We start from the raw sequence: 15,970 nt of genomic DNA on the forward strand, positions 1-15,970 counted from the left end.
CCATGGAAATGAGGGTCCTAGGCTGAACTACTCAAAGCTTAGCGCTCATAGCCCTAGGCAAGCCTAAGCATTATTGCTCATCGCATAACTGGGATGCGCCCAAAGTATAGGCTAACAGCTATCTGTAGCTTGATTTCTTTACCAAGATTGATCCTGCGGCAAGCAACAACGTCAATGTGGCCTGAAATACTGAAATAAAAAATAACCTATTGAAGGCGATCGTGTCTAAACCTACTTTTCGCAAAGGTATCGTAGTGTACTTAGAACAACTTAAGCGTTCTTGATGAAGACATTTAAGGCCAGGTTAATGAGTCTAAGCTTTAGTGGTCTGCTGCTTTTGACAGCATGTAATGGCCCCAAGCTCTCCACTAATGACCAACCCGATCGAAACGCTCCCAATGAGACCATCAAAACGCTGGGCGAAGATGTCAACAACCTGCGCCAGGGTAGCGGAGCGCAGATCATTGCGCTAGGCGATAGCATTACGGCAGGGGCGGGGGTTGGCCTTGGGGCCGCGTACCCAAACCTACTTAGTCAGACCTTAGACCTACCGATTATCAACCGGGGCAGAAGTGGCGACACCACGGAAGCAGCGCTAAATCGGTTACAGCAAGATGTCATAGAAGCCGACCCTTGGTTGGTCATAGTTGGGCTAGGCGGCAACGACTATCTCAGACAAGTGCCCCCTGCCCAAACTGAAGAAAACCTGCGGCAAATCGTGACCCGCCTTCAGCAGGCCGGAGCTATTGTGGTGATTCTGGGTATGGATGTTAGCCCATTTAATGGCAGCTACAAAGGGCTGTATCAACGCGTGGCAAAGGATACCCATGCCCATCTCATCCCTGGGGTACTAGAAGGGTTAAATGATCCACGCTATTTATACGACGAGATTCATCCCAATCAGGCAGGGCATGAAATTTTGGCAGAACGCGTTGCTGAAGGGTTACAGCCACTTCTAGACGCTGCTATTCTGCCCGAAAATCTATCCGGCCAGGGGCAGAATCAGTAACTTTTCATGATTGAAACCCGGTTTTATGACTACATTTTCTGAAGCTCTCGCCTTTGGCAAAGTCAGTACTGCTGAAGCTTTAAATATTTTCGACAACCTCGACACGGTCGATGTCAACGATATGATCGGATCTTGGCAAGGTTTTGGTTTTCCCACCAATCATCCTTTAGATGGGGTTCTAGAGGCCTATCATTGGCACGGCAAGCGCTTTGAAACCCCGGAACATGTTCATCCACTGGTTTTTGATACTATGGATGGCAACACAGCTAGCATCAACCCGCTTTGGATATTGCCGGTTATTGGCTGGCTCGATCGCCTACCCATTCCAAAATTCGAGGCTGTAGGATCGCTCTTTCAGGCCAGCCTTTTTTTGTTTTCTACCGAGCAATCTAGTGCGCGCCTTCGCTCAACCACCTATCGGGGCAAAAAAACGGCAACGATGATTTACGACAGCCTACCGATCAACGACATCTTTCGCAGGGTGGATGACCATACGTTACTAGGCCTGATGGATCTCAAGGGCATGAAATATCCGTTCTTTTTTGTGTTGAGGCGGGAGTAAAAGATCGGATTAAGGCGTTGAAGTTGCAAAAATTGGTTGATAAAATGAGCCATTCTTTTGCCACGTTTGCCCGTCTACCTTCGTTCTTTTGCCCTAACCTTTACCTTCGAGCCCGTTGGGTAAAGCCAAAACGCTAGACCCTTACTGAGCCACGGCATGACAGGGTAGGTGAGCAAAGCGGAGACAAAAATCACTGAAATGAACAGGCCCAGCAGTGGCGGCAGCCTCCCTAGCAGCGGCCCCAGCAGTCGATTGGCCAGCAAAATGAGCGGGTAGACGGCCAAAACACCCAGCACCACTTGCTTGTAGTAAGGCGGTGAGGGCAGCGGTGATGTCATGCCCAGTCGCGCCTGGGGCAGCGTAAACCATAGTTCTAGACCGCTGGAGAGCTGCTGTTGCGATCGCGCTGCAATCAGCCCGTAGGATTGATCCATCCAGGCGCGGTAGGTAGGCGATATCAACCAGCGACGCAGGCGATCGTAGCTCTCGAACTTGACAATCACCACATACTCGGGATGAGCGTGGTCGCGGGGGCGAATGATTTCAACCCCTAAAAAGCCCTCAAACTGCCTCGCATCGCGGTTGATCCCTTTGGTCCAAGCTTCGTAGTCATCAACTTTGCTGGGTTCAACCACTTCGGAGATCACCAGAGTAACTGGGCCAGATTGTGGCTGAGGCTCTTCCATAGATCGCGGCAGGTGGTTTACTGGAGCGAACAGAATTTTCTCACGCGATCGAACTCAGGGTCTTGCCAGGAGTAGGCAAAGTGGCTCACTGAGGTAATTTCAGGACTCGATCGCCGCAGAGCTTCCATCTGAGTTTCGAGCGCCGGGCGGTTGTAGGTCGCCTGTCCCCAAATTCCGGCCAGTGCCGGGGTCACTGTGGGGGAGGTGCCGCTGGGTATCATCGTCTGCACCCGGCGGATGCCGTCTAAAATACAGCCCGTATTGCCGCACACTGCGTAGGCCATCGGGTGCCAGGTCATCCAGGTGGGAAAGCGCTCCCAATATTGCAGCCGTGAGTCATAGCCGCCGGTACCCACCGTCTGATTCCCCTCCGGGAAAAACACCGCTCCGGCTTCAATACCGCTGCGCTGCACCTGTTCTCCGGCCACTTTCACAAAATCGACCACCCCTTGCACCGCGTGGGCCACGCTGAGCTGCCACAGTTCGGCATTTAGTTGGGGGCGCAGACTGGCCGGGGTAGGTGGCTGCTGGCCCACTTGCAGCGGTGGGGATGGGGTGCGGCTTTGCCACAGCGGCTCTGCCTCATTGGGGTAGAGGTCGCGCACCTCTTGAATGTCGCGATCGACCAGGTGGCCCCGGCTGATGTAGCGGCGGATTAGCTCCTGCCCCTGCTGGTTCACCGCCCGACGAAACAGTGCATCGCGCGAAGCCTGACCGTAGATCCACAGGTCATCAACGCTGTCGGCCACTGAGTTAGCGCCGACACCCCGGGGATAGCGCACATAGTCAAACAGTACGCCGTCGGGCTGTCGCCGCAGGATAGCCCCCATCAAGCGGCTATAGTCGGCCTGGGCTTGAGCATTGTAGGGATCGACAAAGACCTCGTCAGGGTTGCTAGAGTCTCCAGCTTTGGCATAAGTGTAGGTGGTTTGACCGCGACCGTTGAGGGCCAGTACCTGCTCGCGATCGCTGCGCAACCCATAGGAATAGCCAAAGTTGAGGGCAAACACCCAGGCATCGACCCGCAGCCCTCGCTGGCGACCGGTTGCGATCGATTCGGCCAGCAAGTCGCGGCGCTCATAGCCAGGGGCCTGCACCACCGACGGCCACACGGTGGGGTTGTCGCCCTGGGGCAGCAGCACTTGACCACCGTAGAAGGCCTCCACGTAGACCTCGTTGTAGCCCAGATTGACGATGCGATCGAACAGCGCATCGAGAATGCCGGGTTGCAGATCGCAGGGGTAAAGGCGCACCCACACCGCCTGGCGCTGGGGCCAAGTGCGACTGCGGCACTGGCGCAGATCCTCGGTGTGCTGGCGCACCATGGCCTGATACTGCTGCTGGGCTGTGCTATCGCCCTCCAGAGCAGCTTTGCGCAAATTTTCTTTGGCCAGGGCGACCTCTTGGGTGACTTGGCAGTAAGCATTGAGCGCCAGCGCTCGCTCCATGCTGCTACCCGGCAGCAATCCCAAACTGGCCAGTCCAGCGGCTAGGGCCAAGCTCGGCACCAGCAGTGGTTTAGTCAACCGCTGCATCGAACTACGGAGCCTAGCTGTAAAGGAATGACTGGCCATAGGTGCGATGAAGAAGGAGTTGTGCCGAAAGCTAAAGTAGCGTTTAAACCACAAAGTGGCTTGGGGAGTAGTCAGTTTAGGCAAGGATCCTTTGAACATCCCAAGCCAGGCCTAATACCGAAATTGGCTCAGCTTACCACTAGTTATGGTAGGCAGCCCAGACAGAGACACTAGATTAGTTGACTGAGCAAAAGGTTCCTTGTCGGACTAAACGTCCTCCCGCCAACAACACTTCATCGCCTCCTTGCTCAGGCAACAGCTGTTTACTTTTCTTCCCCCGGAAACCGATCTTCCTCCAGGGGCAGCGCCGTCGAGGGGAAGAGGGTATCAAAATCGAAATCGGGCAGGTTGACCAACAGTGCCTTAAGCTTCATCCGCTGAATGTAGGGCCAGCCACCATTGACTTCGATATCCCTTAGCAGGGCGTAGAGGTGTTGGCGGTTGTCGGGTAGCGCCTCATAGAAGAGAGTTTCGCAGATGTCGCGGTGGCACTGCTCTAGGAGCCGCAGCAGGGCCAGCAGATCGGTACTGTTGCCTTTGCGCTCCAGAGCCGCCTGATCGATAAGGTCAGACAGCTGGCTCAGATCGTGGGGCAAACTGTCGCTGCGATCGCCGGGCGGGTAATCAGTCATGGCTTTAGCGAAAGATTTTGTTAGATAGCTTAACGTTAGCGGTTGGGTCGTCAAAACCAGCATCAGCATGGTTAAAGCTCTGAGATAGCCTTAACTCTGAAACCCTTAGCCCAACTGGGTTTACCCCAAGATACCAGCACCTCGACAGTACCGACCCGATATTCTAGGAAAGAGTCCCAGAGCCATGTAGAATGCTTACTTGAGGCTTTACTGGCTGAGGGCAGGCCCAGCGTTGTTGCCGGGCTAGCGAGCAAACTTGAGTTGCTTTGTCATGGTTTCGCGCCAGGGCTATCTGGCCAGCGCCGTAGCAGCCCAGAGCCGACGGCTGTCGCATTATTTGAGTAGTTTGACAGCGCCTTTTACATACTAAATTTTGAGGTAGACCATGAGGTATCGCGCCCTCTTAGTTGCGTTCTTGGCCATCTGCCTGAGTGTACTGACAGCCTGTAGCGAAGCGCCCAGTGCCACCAGTAGTGTGCCGCTAACCTATGACCAAATTCGTAACACTGGCCTGGCCAACAAGTGCCCCCAGCTTTCAGAAATGACCCGAGGCAGCATTGCCCTCGAAAGTGGCAAAACCTATGAACTCGTAGGCATGTGCATTGAGCCCACGGCCTACTTTGTCAAGGAAGAAGCCTCCAAGCGCCAAGAGGCGACCTATGTGCCCGGCAAGGTGTTAACACGCTACACCTCGAGCCTAGACCAGGTGCGCGGCGATCTGACCGTAGATTCTGACGGTAGTCTGCTGTTCTCTGAGACCGGCGGCATGGATTTCCAGGCCATTACCGTTCAGCTTCCCGGTGGCCAGCAAGAGCCCTTCCTGTTTACCGTCAAGGGTCTGACCGCTAAGTCCCAGCCGGGGCAAAACGCTCTAAACAGCTCCATCGACTTTGAGGGTGACTATTCAGTGCCCTCCTACCGCACCTCTAACTTCCTCGACCCCAAGGGCCGCGGTCTGGCCACTGGCTATGATAGCGCCGTAGCGCTACCCGGCAGCGGCGACAGCGAAGAGTATGAAAAGGAAAATGTAAAATCCTTTGACGTCGGTCGGGGGCACATGTCCCTGCGGGTGTCTAAGATCGACAGCGCCACTGGCGAGATTGGCGGCACCTTTGAAGCAGAGCAACCCTCTGATACCGACATGGGCACCGCTGAGCCGGTAGACATCAAGGTACAAGGCGTTTTCTACGCTCGCCTTGAAGAAGTCTAAGCTTGTCTTAAGCTAAACCCCTAACAATTTCAAAGCTGAGGAAGGAGCATAACTCCTTCCTTTTTTATTGCCTTGTTTTGTCGCCATACCTTCTCAATGCACGGTCGAGGCATGGTACAGCACCCCATAGAGTTACCCACTGGATTGCTGAAGGGATTGCTAAACAGTGATGGGCTCAGGACAAGCCGTTTCTACTCCTAGAGCGAGCTCGGTGCCATTAGGGCGGGTACCTTAAAAGCTAGTTTGGTTGGGTCGAGAACCGCAGTTTAGCCAAGGCGTACCCTCTCTATCACAAGTGCTAGCAAGTCAAAACAGACCCAAGATTAGGCGATTTGCGGCGATTGGTGCGTCAGGCGTTGGACGATAGCAACTAAGACTGATCTAGATCACAGCCTCACCTTACTAACGTCACCTGGGGGAAGGGGGGCTATCACCATGGGCATCGGCCTTTCGAGGGATATTACTTATGTCGCTTGAAATTCCCCCGTTATGGCTGCCCCCACTCTTTCTACCCAAACCGAACTCCTCACTGGGGGCGATCGCGTCCAGACCAGCCTGCATCGTTTAGCCACCGCTGCCGCCGCCGTGGTCGCGCTCTCGGCCATGGCCGGTGCCGCGTCGGGCAGCACCCCCGGCATTCCCAACGGCACCTATCTCTACGGCGAGTCGCCGGTTGCCGACACGGTAGGAGCCGTCTACTTTGTGTTTGAAGCGCAGGAAGGTCGCCTGAATGGGGCTCTCTATCAGCCCTCGTCGTCCTTTGACTGTGTGCGCGGCACGGTGGGCAATGGTGCCCTTGATCTGGTGATTACCGATGCCTACGACCAGAGCGAATCGAGCTATTCGGTAGCGATGGTGGCCGACACGAGCATCGCCAGCAGCAGCGGCGGGGCTGGGGTAACTGAGCTAGAGGGCCTATATGCGATCGCCACCCTCTCTGAGCTAGATCAGCAACTGCTGGCCACCTGTAGCCGCCACTAGGGCCAGAGCCAGCTTGTAGAATTAGGCTAAGGGCCAGGCAATCGCTGAGGAGGATTTGCTCTGGCCTCTTGCGATCGCATGCATCATTAACCGATGCTTAGAGGGGGCAACCCAGTGGTTCAGGCGTTATCTCAGAACATGAGCTTGCAGGAGCTTTTGACCTGGCTGCCAGAAACCGGGCGCTACGAGCTGCACGTTTGTAGCTGACAGCTAACCAGATCATTGAAGCGGGCCAGTAATTATTCGACTTGCTTCCAAAAACACAAAAGGCGGAGAGGGTTTCCTCTCCGCCTTTTGTCTCGTTGTCTAACCCCTTACAGGTCAGACTCTAGTAGCGGTAGCCGCTGCTGGTAGCACCGGGCTTGTGCACGATGAAGCTAGCGATTTGGCACTGCTTGACGTTGTCAAAGCCCACTACGCGAATGTAGCAGTTGGAGTACTCAGAGCGGCAGGCCTGCACTTCGCTGAGCACTTCTTGGGTAGAAGTGGCGTTGAACAGGGGCAGCTTCCACATAGTCCAGTAGTACTCCTCGGGGTTCGAGGCTTCGTTGAACTCAATGGCGGGGAAATAGCCCTGCTTGAGAATGTAGGCAATTTGCCGCTCGATCTGAGCATCTGTCAGAGGGGGCAGGTAGGACATCGTTTCAAAACGACGCTCTTTGGGCAGAGTTTTCATGGTTCCTCGCTGGGTTAACTAGGGTGCGATCGGCTGACGCCGTGTAAATGAAAAAGCAACAGAGTTGAGGTGAATCGCCTACTCAGGGGAGGGGTCAGCGTCAGCCGTAGACTCTTGCGGGACATCAGTATCCTCAACAAATTTTGAATCTACGGTGTGTTCAGCATCTCCGAGCTGAGTGATGCGTTCTAAATGCTGGCGGCGGTGTTCCATATTGGCCTGCTGAATGCTAATGACCACCATCTCGGGCAAGAACTCGCAGATACCCTCTGCAATGTGCTGCCGCACGGTCATCACTCGAATCGCCAGGTCTGCACTCTCTTCCAGCAAGGCACTCAGGTAGGCTTCACCATCCTGAAGCGCCTCTTTGGTCGAGAAGCCGTTGAGCCAATAGGCGCGGGCGGGGTTGGTTTCCTTTAGCTGATTCAGCACCGTTTTTACAGCCTGAAACGTCAGGTAGCTAGTGAGCACCTTAGCGGTGTCTTTAGCCGTTTGCTTAAGGTCCATCGGTGTCTCTCGAACGATTGACATAGACCCCGCCAGTGGGGCGGTTGGTAGCCCTGATCTAAGCCCGAATGGGTTGAAGATTCGGTAACTTGTGCAGCATTCCCCAAGTATTTTGGAGCCCTGCAAATCGGTGGACTGACCAACACGCCCTAAACCGTCCCTTAGCGGGTACCGCAGCACCCGCCAGGCACTTAGATGGTGTCAACGGTGTCGAACTCGAACTTAATTTCCTTCCACAGTTCGCAGGCGGCAGCCAGTTCGGGAGACCACTTGCAGGCTTCGCGGATGATGTCGCCACCTTCGCGGGCCAGGTCGCGGCCTTCGTTACGGGCCTGAACGCAAGCTTCGAGGGCCACGCGGTTAGCGGTTGCACCAGGCGCGTTACCCCAGGGGTGGCCCAGAGTACCACCACCAAACTGCAGCACGGAGTCGTCGCCGAAGATTTCCACCAGCGCAGGCATGTGCCATACGTGGATACCACCGGAGGCTACGGCCATGACGCCGCCCATGGAAGCCCAGTCTTGGGTGAAGTAGATACCGCGAGACTTGTCTTGCTCGATGTAGTTTTCGCGCAGCAGGTCAACGAAGCCCAGAGTGCCGGCGCGATCGCCCTCCAGTTTGCCCACAACGGTACCGGTGTGGATGTGGTCACCACCGGACATACGCAGACACTTGGCCAGCACGCGGAAGTGGATACCGTGGTTCTTCTGGCGGTCAATTACGGCGTGCATGGCGCGGTGAATGTGCAGCAGCACACCGTTATCGCGGCACCAGTGAGCCAGGCTGGTATTGGCGGTAAAACCACCGGTCAAGAAGTCGTGCATGATGATGGGCATGTCGAGTTCTTTGGCGTACTCGGCCCGCTTGATCATCTCTTCGCAGGTGGCGGCGGTGACGTTCAGGTAGTGACCCTTGATCTCGCCGGTTTCAGCCTGGGACTTGTGAATGGCGTCAGCCACAAACAGGAAGCGATCGCGCCACCGCTGGAAGGGCTGAGAGTTGATGTTCTCGTCATCCTTGGTGAAGTCGAGACCACCGCGCAGGCACTCGTACACAGCGCGGCCATAGTTTTTAGCCGACAGACCGAGCTTGGGCTTGATGGTGCAGCCCAGCAGGGGACGACCGTACTTGTTGAGGCGATCGCGCTCTACCTGAATCCCGTGGGGAGGCCCCTGGAAGGTCTTCAGATAGGCCACAGGAATGCGCAGGTCTTCGAGACGCAGGGCGCGCAGGGCTTTGAAACCAAACACGTTGCCCACCAGGGAGGTCAGCAGGTTGGTGACTGAGCCTTCCTCAAACAGGTCGAGGGGGTAGGCTACGTAGCAGATGTACTGGTTGTCTTCGCCGGGTACGGGCTCGATGTCGTAGCAGCGACCCTTGTACCGATCCATGTCGGTCAGCAGGTCGGTCCACACCGTGGTCCAGGTACCAGTGGAAGATTCAGCGGCCACAGCAGCGGCGCACTCTTCGGGCGGCACGCCGGGCTGGGGGGTCATCCGGAATGCCGCCAGGATGTCGGTATCCTTGGGCGTGTAGTCCGGAGTGTAGTAGGTCAGTTTGTAGTCCTTAACCCCGGCGCTGTAGCCAGCTTTTGATTGAGTCGTTGTCTGAGAGTAAGACATGTCTCCCTTCCTGTGAATCTAATGAAATCCCTCAAGCGAACCTTTACAGCCCAGCCACACACAAATAAGCTTCCTCAGTTAAGGAAGCCCTTTGCTCAGCCTAAGCCCCGGTCAGCCCACGCAAATTTGAGACGAGTAGAAATACTAAAGCACCCCTCAAGACGGCTGCCCTTTGAGTGCTTTTAGTATTTTTAATTACCGTATGGTTAGCATACTATCAGCGATCGGATAAGTTTAATTTTGGAAGATCTGTATACATTCATAACTAAAAACTATGAATCAAAGTGAACCAAGGTGTGGGTTTCTCAAGTTCCTTGAAGCAGGCCTGCTTCTATGCCCCAACAGTGCTGGCTGACAAAATCCATCCAGAGACTCCGCTCCCTGAAATTGTCGATATACTGTAACGCTTGAGGTGCCCAAACCCTTGATGGGTCATTCATTAGGGGCTATTGCACGCCACCGCAAACCGTGGGGAGAGATTATGTTAAGCCTGCTGGTTCTATCGTCGCTAATCCTGCCACCAGGGAGTCTTTACTCCCTACCCCCTAACCTTCACCCTGCAACCAGCCTAGAACCAACACCCCTTCTCGCCCAAACCCCCATCACCGCCGACTACCGCGTCACCGCCCTCCAGCCCGACTTTACCGGCGACCTCTGGGTGGGCTCCTGGGCAGGGCTGTCTCGCATTAACCCTGAAACGGGGCAAGTACTGCAACGGGTGAGAATGCCGAGCCGCACCCTAGAATCTTTAGCCCAAGACCGGGTCGGGCGCATCTGGGTGGGCACCTTTGATGGCCTGGTGCGGGTTGACCCGCGCACTAATGTGATTACTGCCCAAAACTTCACCTTGCCCTCCAACCGAGTGTTGTCGCTGTTGGTAGACAGCCGTGGCTTTCTTTGGGCTGGCACCGATCGCGGCCTAGTAATGATCAGCCCCGATCGCGGCCTGCTGATGACCACCGTACAGGAACTGCCGGGGGTCAGCGCCAATGCCCTTGCCCTCGACGGCAACAACAACCTCTGGGTCGGCACCCTCAGCGGCCTGGTGCAGATCAACACAGCGAATGCTTTCCCCGTTCGCGAAGTCGGTGATCTACCTGGCGGCGCGGTGCAGTCGCTCACCCTCGGCCCCGAGGGGAATTTGTGGGTCGGCACGGCCAGTAGTCTTCTAGTCGTAGACCCGGTGCGGTCTGAACTGGTGCGATCGGTAGGGACAATGCGCGACAAAAACGTGCAGACGGTCGAGTTTGATCAAGCCGGAAATGTTTGGGTAGGTACCACTACAGGCCTGTTTAAAGTCAAACCCGACAGCGGTGAATTGCTGGGACAGGTACCATCCCTGCCCTCAGGGCGGATCCTGTCGCTATCGACCAATACAGGCAACAAGATCTGGGTAGGCACCAGCGAAGGGCTGGGCTGGGTCAGCCTGACCACAGGCGACGGTACCCCTCACTGGGGCTTAGTGAGCCCTACCGTCGTCCAAACCCGTTAAGAAGTCTGAAGCCTCCATATCCTGCTGCGCCCTGACAAATCGCTCACTTACCAAAAGCCGTTTTGACCAGGCCACTGTGTCTGAGGTATGGCGCTATGGCTAGTTCCAGCGTTCCACAGTTCACGGTTCAAGCTCAAGTTAAGAAAATCGGGTTAAATTCGACTGAGTTTGACGCAACTTTAGGGCGACCAGCCAATTTAGGATTGAGTAACCGCGTAGACACGCACGGGAAACGTGCCAAAGCTCTGGACCTTAACGGGCACAGCGTGGAGCTTAAAGCCTGAGTCGGGAAGACTTTCAAGGTTGCACATATGCTCAACGATGGGAATATCTGCACCTAGCAAGATTGAATGCACAGGGCGATGGCCATCGCTAGTGTCGTCAATATTGAGCGAGTCAATGCCTACCAGTCGAGCGCCAGCACCTTGGAGCCATTCTGCCGCCGCTGCGGTTAAAAAGGGATGCCCCTTGAAATACTGAGCTGTCCGCCAGTGCTGAGACCACCCGGTATGTACGAGCACAGCTTTGCCCTGAACCGCTGCCCCTGCGAACAACTCTGGACCAATCGCCCGTTGCGTTGGGTCAGCCCGGAACAACAGCCCGTCGATGTCTGCGATAGATTCTAGAGGCAGTTCCGATAAATCTTTGCCGTTAGCGTAGCGATGAAAGGGCGAATCAATGTACGTGCCGGTGTTGGCCGCCATTTCGATTTTGCCAATGTGGAAAGTGGTGCCTTTGGCGTAGTGGGCCTGCGAGGCTTCCCGGCTGAGAAAATCGCAAATGATGGGGCCAGGAATACCTTCGTAGGTAATCATGCCGTGCTCTACGGTATGGCTCAGATCGATCAGCATTCTCTTTTCTTTGGCAACGGCTATACCAGAATGCTAAACCGAGAGAGCCCTTACCTAACAGCCTCTAGGCCCCAAAATTGGCTTCAAAGGCGAGTTTCTAGGTATTGCCCAATCATAATCTGTTCTCCAGCGCGGGAAATGACCGTTTGGCGGGTGCGGTAGCGCTGGCCAATCAGCCGCAGTTCTTCTTCAAACGAGGAGTCGTTGTACTGGGTTTTGAGCACCAAGGTACGGCTGTCGGTGAAATGATACTGGGCGGTGACGGGTTTAGAGGTGGCAAAACCGCGATCGCGATACAACGTCGTCCCCCGCACCCCAAAGATAGTGTTGCCCGCTACGGGCTTTTTGCCGGTGCCCACGTACTCGCTTTCCCAAGTGACGGTGGTGCCGCAAATCAATGGCTTTTGAGGATCGAGCTGGTGCAAGCTAGCCAGTTCCAAGAGCTGATCGGCACCTGCCTCTAGAAACTCAATCGTGATTTGGCTCACTACTTCCTGGGTTTCGCCGCTTTTGAGGGTGTAGTAGCGCCGCTCCGATCGCCAGTCTCCGGCGGTTTCTTGAAAAAAGGCCTGCACTAAAGGTTCAGCTAAAAGGCGGGCAACATCAGCGGAGAGGGGCATAGTCGACCATCCAGAGAAAGGGCATAGAGCAGAAAAAGTCAATCCATAAATCAGGATTGTTAGACTTCTTAACTTTAGTTTTTATCATAATCGGCAGGCAAGCGTCCGACAATGACCCAAGTGGGTGATTTTAGCCAGACCTGTGGATGATCCTACGCAGTCTTGCAGGAGATTCTGTAAGCATTAATACTTAAGTCCAAAGCGTTTCATCGGTAGGCCTGTGAACGGTTGATGAGCACCTCACAAACCCTGTTACCGTTAGTAGGTACGCGCATCCCTGAGGGCTAACGCAATGGATTTAGCCGACATAACTTACTTCTTCGACTGCTGCATTGGTCAATGGTCGATCGAGCGCACCTATCACTACATTGCCCAGCAAGAGATCGAGCGATCGCATACCGACTTTCGTGTCGATGCCATCACTCCTGAGCTGCGCCGCAAGGTGCTGGCCGACAACGGCTACGACCCGATTGAGAATATCGACCAGATGCCCGGCTTTCAGCTCGCCTTCCACACCGTCTCCGACAAAGGCGAAGAGGTTTCCCAGGAGCTGCGCGCCCTATTTGTGCCCAAGCAGCAAACGGGGACTGTGCTAGCGGGAGACTATTTGCGCGATCGCGCCTACGAAGAAGACCGCCCGATCATCTCCACCTTCACCTACGACCAGAGCAACCGCGAGTTACTCATGACCACCCCCTACACCCGCGTGGTCTCCGTCGATTCCATTCTGCTAGTCAACCCCAACACACGCATTCGCCGCATTCTCAACTACCACCGCCCCGCTGAGGGAGAGGCCATGGATACCTTGGCGCTGGTCGGGTTTGGCGTGGAGCAAAAGGTGGAGTAGGGGGTCAGAGAGCATGCGCTTGCCCTGGATTGTGAACCCTTTCGCCCTTCAAGAGACAACTTAGGGCTAAGATCGGGAGGCAATTTCCCCCTGCCAGCATGACAGCCTTTTCTACCGCCCCTTTTAGCCCCGCCGAAATCGCCTCTGAGGGCATCAAGCCCGAGGAGTACGACGACATTGTGCAGCGGTTGGGTCGCCACCCCAACCGCGCCGAACTGGGCATGTTTGGGGTGATGTGGTCAGAGCACTGCTGCTACAAAAACTCTCGCCCGCTACTCAAGCAGTTCCCCACCGAGGGGCCACGGGTGCTGGTGGGGCCAGGGGAAAACGCGGGCGTCATCGACGCGGGCGATGGGCTGCGGGTAGCCTTTAAGATCGAATCCCACAACCATCCTTCCGCCGTAGAGCCGTTCCAGGGGGCCGCTACCGGGGTCGGCGGCATTCTGCGCGATATTTTTACCATGGGGGCGCGCCCGATCGCCGTGCTTAACTCCCTGCGGTTTGGCGATCTGGCAGACAGCCGCACTCGCCGCCTGTGCCAGGGGGTGGTGTCGGGCATTGCCCACTACGGCAATTGCTTTGGGGTACCTACGGTGGGCGGTGAGGTGTATTTTGACGCCGCCTACAACGGCAACCCGCTGGTGAATGCGATGGCGATCGGCATCATGGAAACCGACGACATCGTCAAATCTGGGGCGGCGGGCCTGGGTAACCCGGTGGTGTACGTCGGTTCAACCACCGGGCGCGACGGCATGGGCGGGGCCAGCTTCGCCAGTGCCGAACTGACGGATGAGTCTGAGCAAAATCGTCCTGCCGTGCAGGTGGGCGACCCTTTTCTTGAAAAATCCTTGGTAGAAGCTTGTTTAGAGGCGTTTAAGACGGGAGCGATCGTCGCCGCCCAAGACATGGGGGCAGCGGGTCTCACCTGTTCCACCGCCGAGATGGCGGCCAAGGGGGGCGTAGGCATTGAGCTAGATCTCGACCTCATCCCCGTGCGGGAAACCGGCATGGTGCCCTACGAGTATCTGCTGTCAGAATCCCAGGAGCGCATGCTGTTTGTGGTCGCCAAAGGCCGCGAAGCTGAGGTGATCGAAATCTTTGAGCGCTGGGGTCTCCATGCCGTTGTGGCTGGCACAGTCATTGCCGATCCCATTGTGCGAATTCTGTTCCAGGGGGATGTCGCTGCCGAAATTCCCGCCCTAGCTCTGTCAGAAAATACCCCCATCTACCATCACGACTTGCTGAGCGAACCGCCCGACTATGCTCAAAAAGCCTGGGCCTGGAGTGAAGACAGTTTGCCGCCCTGCTCTGCTGCAGGAATAGTGCTCCCTAGTTTGGGCGAAACGACCTGGACGGGAGTTCTCCATCGGCTGCTAGGTCAGCCCACGATCGCATCAAAAGCCTGGGTCTATCGCCAGTACGACCACCAGGTGCAAAACAACACCGTCCGTTACCCCGGCCAGGGGGATGCCGCCGTCATTCGCCTGCGGCCCCAGGAAGCGGTACCCGGCTATCAGCCAGGAGCGGTAACGCGGGGTTTGGCCGCCACCGTAGACTGCAACGCCCGCTACGTGTATCTCAACCCCTACGAAGGCGCTAAAGCCGCTGTGGCCGAAGCCGCTCGCAATCTTAGCTGTGTCGGTGCCCTGCCCCTGGCGGTGACCGACAATCTCAACTTTGGCAGCCCCGAAAAGCCCATTGGCTACTGGCAACTGGCCAACGCCTGCCGGGGCCTAGCCGATGCCTGCCGTGAGTTTGAGACCCCCGTGACCGGGGGCAATGTCTCGCTCTACAACGAAACCGTAGACAGCCAGGGCAACCCCCAGCCCATCTACCCCACCCCCGTGGTTGGCATGGTGGGGCTAATCGACGATTTGAGCCGCACTTGTGGCCAGGGCTGGCAGCAAGAGGGTGACTTGATCTACCTGCTGGGCGTATTGGTGGAGCAGACAGAAACAGCAGCAACCGACGGCAATCCCCTAGTTACTCTAGGCGGCTCGGAGTACCTGGCGGCAATCTACAGTCAGGCAACTGGACGGCCCCCGGCGATCGATATGGCGCTTGAGAAGAAGGTGCAGGCCGCCTGCCGCCACGGTATTGGCCAGGGTTGGGTGCGATCGGCCCATGACAGCGCCGAGGGCGGGTTGGCCGTCGTATTAGCAGAATCGTGCATTAGCGGGCAGCTTGGAGCCCTGGTGCAACTGCCATTGGCGGCTGATCGGTCTGGCCAGCGGTGGGATCGGCTGCTGTTTGGGGAAGGGGGTGCCAGAATTGTCGTCTCGGTGAGCCGCGAGCATCAGGCGGATTGGGAGGCTCACCTGAGTTATCACCTGGCGGGTAACTGGCAATGGCTAGGCACCGTACAGGGTGACACCTTGGTCATTGCCAGTGGAGATGGTCAACCCCTGATTGCTGATGAGGTGAATTCTCTGGCGTCTACCTGGCACACTGCGATCGAGCAGCGGCTTGCTGGGGAGAGCTAGGGCAGGTTTGGCACTTTTCTTGATTGCCCTACATACAGCCTGATAATCCTTTCTATATCGGGTTTGCGGAGCCATCTGTGGAGAATGCGGCAGGTGTTATGATCGAGCCTATGTTAAGGGACTATTAAATAAGTCAAGGGAGTTCGGTAGTTTCTAATACCACTTCGAAATTCCTGCCCCTATGATGAAGCTGGGCTCGCATTGAGGGCAAAATGCGG

At 56.1% G+C, this 15,970-nt stretch carries 15 protein-coding genes; 7 read left to right on the plus strand and 8 right to left on the minus strand.

The window, feature by feature from the left end; translation table 11 throughout:
* Positions 1-307: 307 nt before the first annotated feature.
* A complete protein-coding gene (locus H6G07_RS03850; protein ID WP_084172926.1) occupies positions 308-1,009 on the plus strand; it encodes a GDSL-type esterase/lipase family protein in 702 nt (233 codons plus the stop codon).
* Positions 1,010-1,034: 25 nt separating this feature from the next.
* Positions 1,035-1,571, plus strand: a complete 537-nt coding sequence (locus H6G07_RS03855; RefSeq protein WP_073607468.1) for a DUF4334 domain-containing protein — start codon at positions 1,035-1,037, stop codon at positions 1,569-1,571.
* 74 nt (positions 1,572-1,645) lie between these two features.
* Here H6G07_RS03855 and H6G07_RS03860 read toward each other — a convergent pair whose 3' ends face one another.
* The 3 genes from H6G07_RS03860 to H6G07_RS03870 all read right to left on the minus strand — a co-directional run bounded on the left by H6G07_RS03860 (position 1,646) and on the right by H6G07_RS03870 (position 4,463).
* On the minus strand, positions 1,646-2,257 hold the full coding sequence (locus tag H6G07_RS03860; RefSeq protein WP_073607467.1) for an antibiotic biosynthesis monooxygenase: 612 nt from the start codon (positions 2,255-2,257) through the stop codon (positions 1,646-1,648).
* A gap of 17 nt (positions 2,258-2,274) precedes the next feature.
* On the minus strand, positions 2,275-3,792 hold the full coding sequence (locus H6G07_RS03865) for a glycoside hydrolase family protein (protein ID WP_073607466.1): 1,518 nt from the start codon (positions 3,790-3,792) through the stop codon (positions 2,275-2,277).
* 302 nt (positions 3,793-4,094) lie between these two features.
* On the minus strand, positions 4,095-4,463 hold the full coding sequence (locus tag H6G07_RS03870) for a hypothetical protein (RefSeq protein WP_199311905.1): 369 nt from the start codon (positions 4,461-4,463) through the stop codon (positions 4,095-4,097).
* A gap of 385 nt (positions 4,464-4,848) precedes the next feature.
* Between H6G07_RS03870 and H6G07_RS03875 the strand changes: the two genes are divergently transcribed.
* Together H6G07_RS03875 and H6G07_RS03880 are read left to right on the plus strand one after the other, a co-directional pair.
* Entirely contained in the window at positions 4,849-5,673 is an 825-nt protein-coding gene (locus H6G07_RS03875; protein ID WP_073607465.1) for a photosystem II manganese-stabilizing polypeptide, read from the plus strand.
* A gap of 489 nt (positions 5,674-6,162) precedes the next feature.
* A complete protein-coding gene (locus H6G07_RS03880) occupies positions 6,163-6,654 on the plus strand; it encodes a hypothetical protein (protein WP_073607464.1) in 492 nt (163 codons plus the stop codon).
* A 328-nt stretch (positions 6,655-6,982) separates the two neighbouring features.
* Here the strand turns inward: H6G07_RS03880 and H6G07_RS03885 are convergent, their stop codons facing one another.
* The 3 genes from H6G07_RS03885 to H6G07_RS03895 all read right to left on the minus strand — a co-directional run bounded on the left by H6G07_RS03885 (position 6,983) and on the right by H6G07_RS03895 (position 9,459).
* On the minus strand, positions 6,983-7,330 hold the full coding sequence (locus H6G07_RS03885) for a ribulose bisphosphate carboxylase small subunit (protein WP_073607463.1): 348 nt from the start codon (positions 7,328-7,330) through the stop codon (positions 6,983-6,985).
* Positions 7,331-7,408: 78 nt separating this feature from the next.
* Positions 7,409-7,837, minus strand: a complete 429-nt coding sequence (rcbX, locus tag H6G07_RS03890) for a RuBisCO chaperone RbcX (RefSeq protein WP_073607462.1) — start codon at positions 7,835-7,837, stop codon at positions 7,409-7,411.
* 191 nt (positions 7,838-8,028) lie between these two features.
* On the minus strand, positions 8,029-9,459 hold the full coding sequence (locus H6G07_RS03895) for a form I ribulose bisphosphate carboxylase large subunit (RefSeq protein WP_026072509.1): 1,431 nt from the start codon (positions 9,457-9,459) through the stop codon (positions 8,029-8,031).
* Between the two features lie 481 nt (positions 9,460-9,940).
* Here H6G07_RS03895 and H6G07_RS03900 point away from each other — a divergent pair, with 481 nt between their 5' ends.
* Positions 9,941-10,951 (plus strand): ligand-binding sensor domain-containing protein, encoded by a 1,011-nt coding sequence (locus tag H6G07_RS03900; protein WP_073607461.1) that lies wholly within the window; start codon positions 9,941-9,943, stop codon positions 10,949-10,951.
* Between the two features lie 197 nt (positions 10,952-11,148).
* On the opposite strand, the gene H6G07_RS03905 is transcribed toward H6G07_RS03900, so the two are convergent.
* Both H6G07_RS03905 and H6G07_RS03910 read right to left on the minus strand, forming a co-directional pair.
* Complete coding sequence (locus H6G07_RS03905; protein ID WP_073607460.1) at positions 11,149-11,802, minus strand: cyclase family protein; 654 nt, start codon at positions 11,800-11,802, stop codon at positions 11,149-11,151.
* 83 nt (positions 11,803-11,885) lie between these two features.
* The gene (locus H6G07_RS03910; protein WP_073607459.1) at positions 11,886-12,422 is read right to left on the minus strand and encodes a phycobiliprotein lyase; all 537 of its coding nucleotides are present in this window, start codon (positions 12,420-12,422) and stop codon (positions 11,886-11,888) included.
* Positions 12,423-12,714: 292 nt separating this feature from the next.
* Between H6G07_RS03910 and H6G07_RS03915 the strand changes: the two genes are divergently transcribed.
* Together H6G07_RS03915 and purL are read left to right on the plus strand one after the other, a co-directional pair.
* Positions 12,715-13,269 carry a phycobiliprotein lyase gene (locus tag H6G07_RS03915; RefSeq protein ID WP_073607458.1) on the plus strand — a complete coding sequence of 185 codons (555 nt, stop codon included), beginning with the start codon at positions 12,715-12,717 and terminating at the stop codon, positions 13,267-13,269.
* Positions 13,270-13,367: 98 nt separating this feature from the next.
* Positions 13,368-15,752: a phosphoribosylformylglycinamidine synthase subunit PurL gene (purL, locus tag H6G07_RS03920; RefSeq protein WP_073607457.1), complete on the plus strand. Its 2,385-nt coding sequence runs from the start codon at positions 13,368-13,370 to the stop codon at positions 15,750-15,752.
* Positions 15,753-15,970 lie beyond the last annotated feature (218 nt).

The sequence above is a fragment of the Phormidium tenue FACHB-1052 genome (assembly GCF_014696675.1).
Lineage (GTDB): Bacteria > Cyanobacteriota > Cyanobacteriia > Phormidesmidales > Phormidesmidaceae > Nodosilinea > Nodosilinea tenuis_A.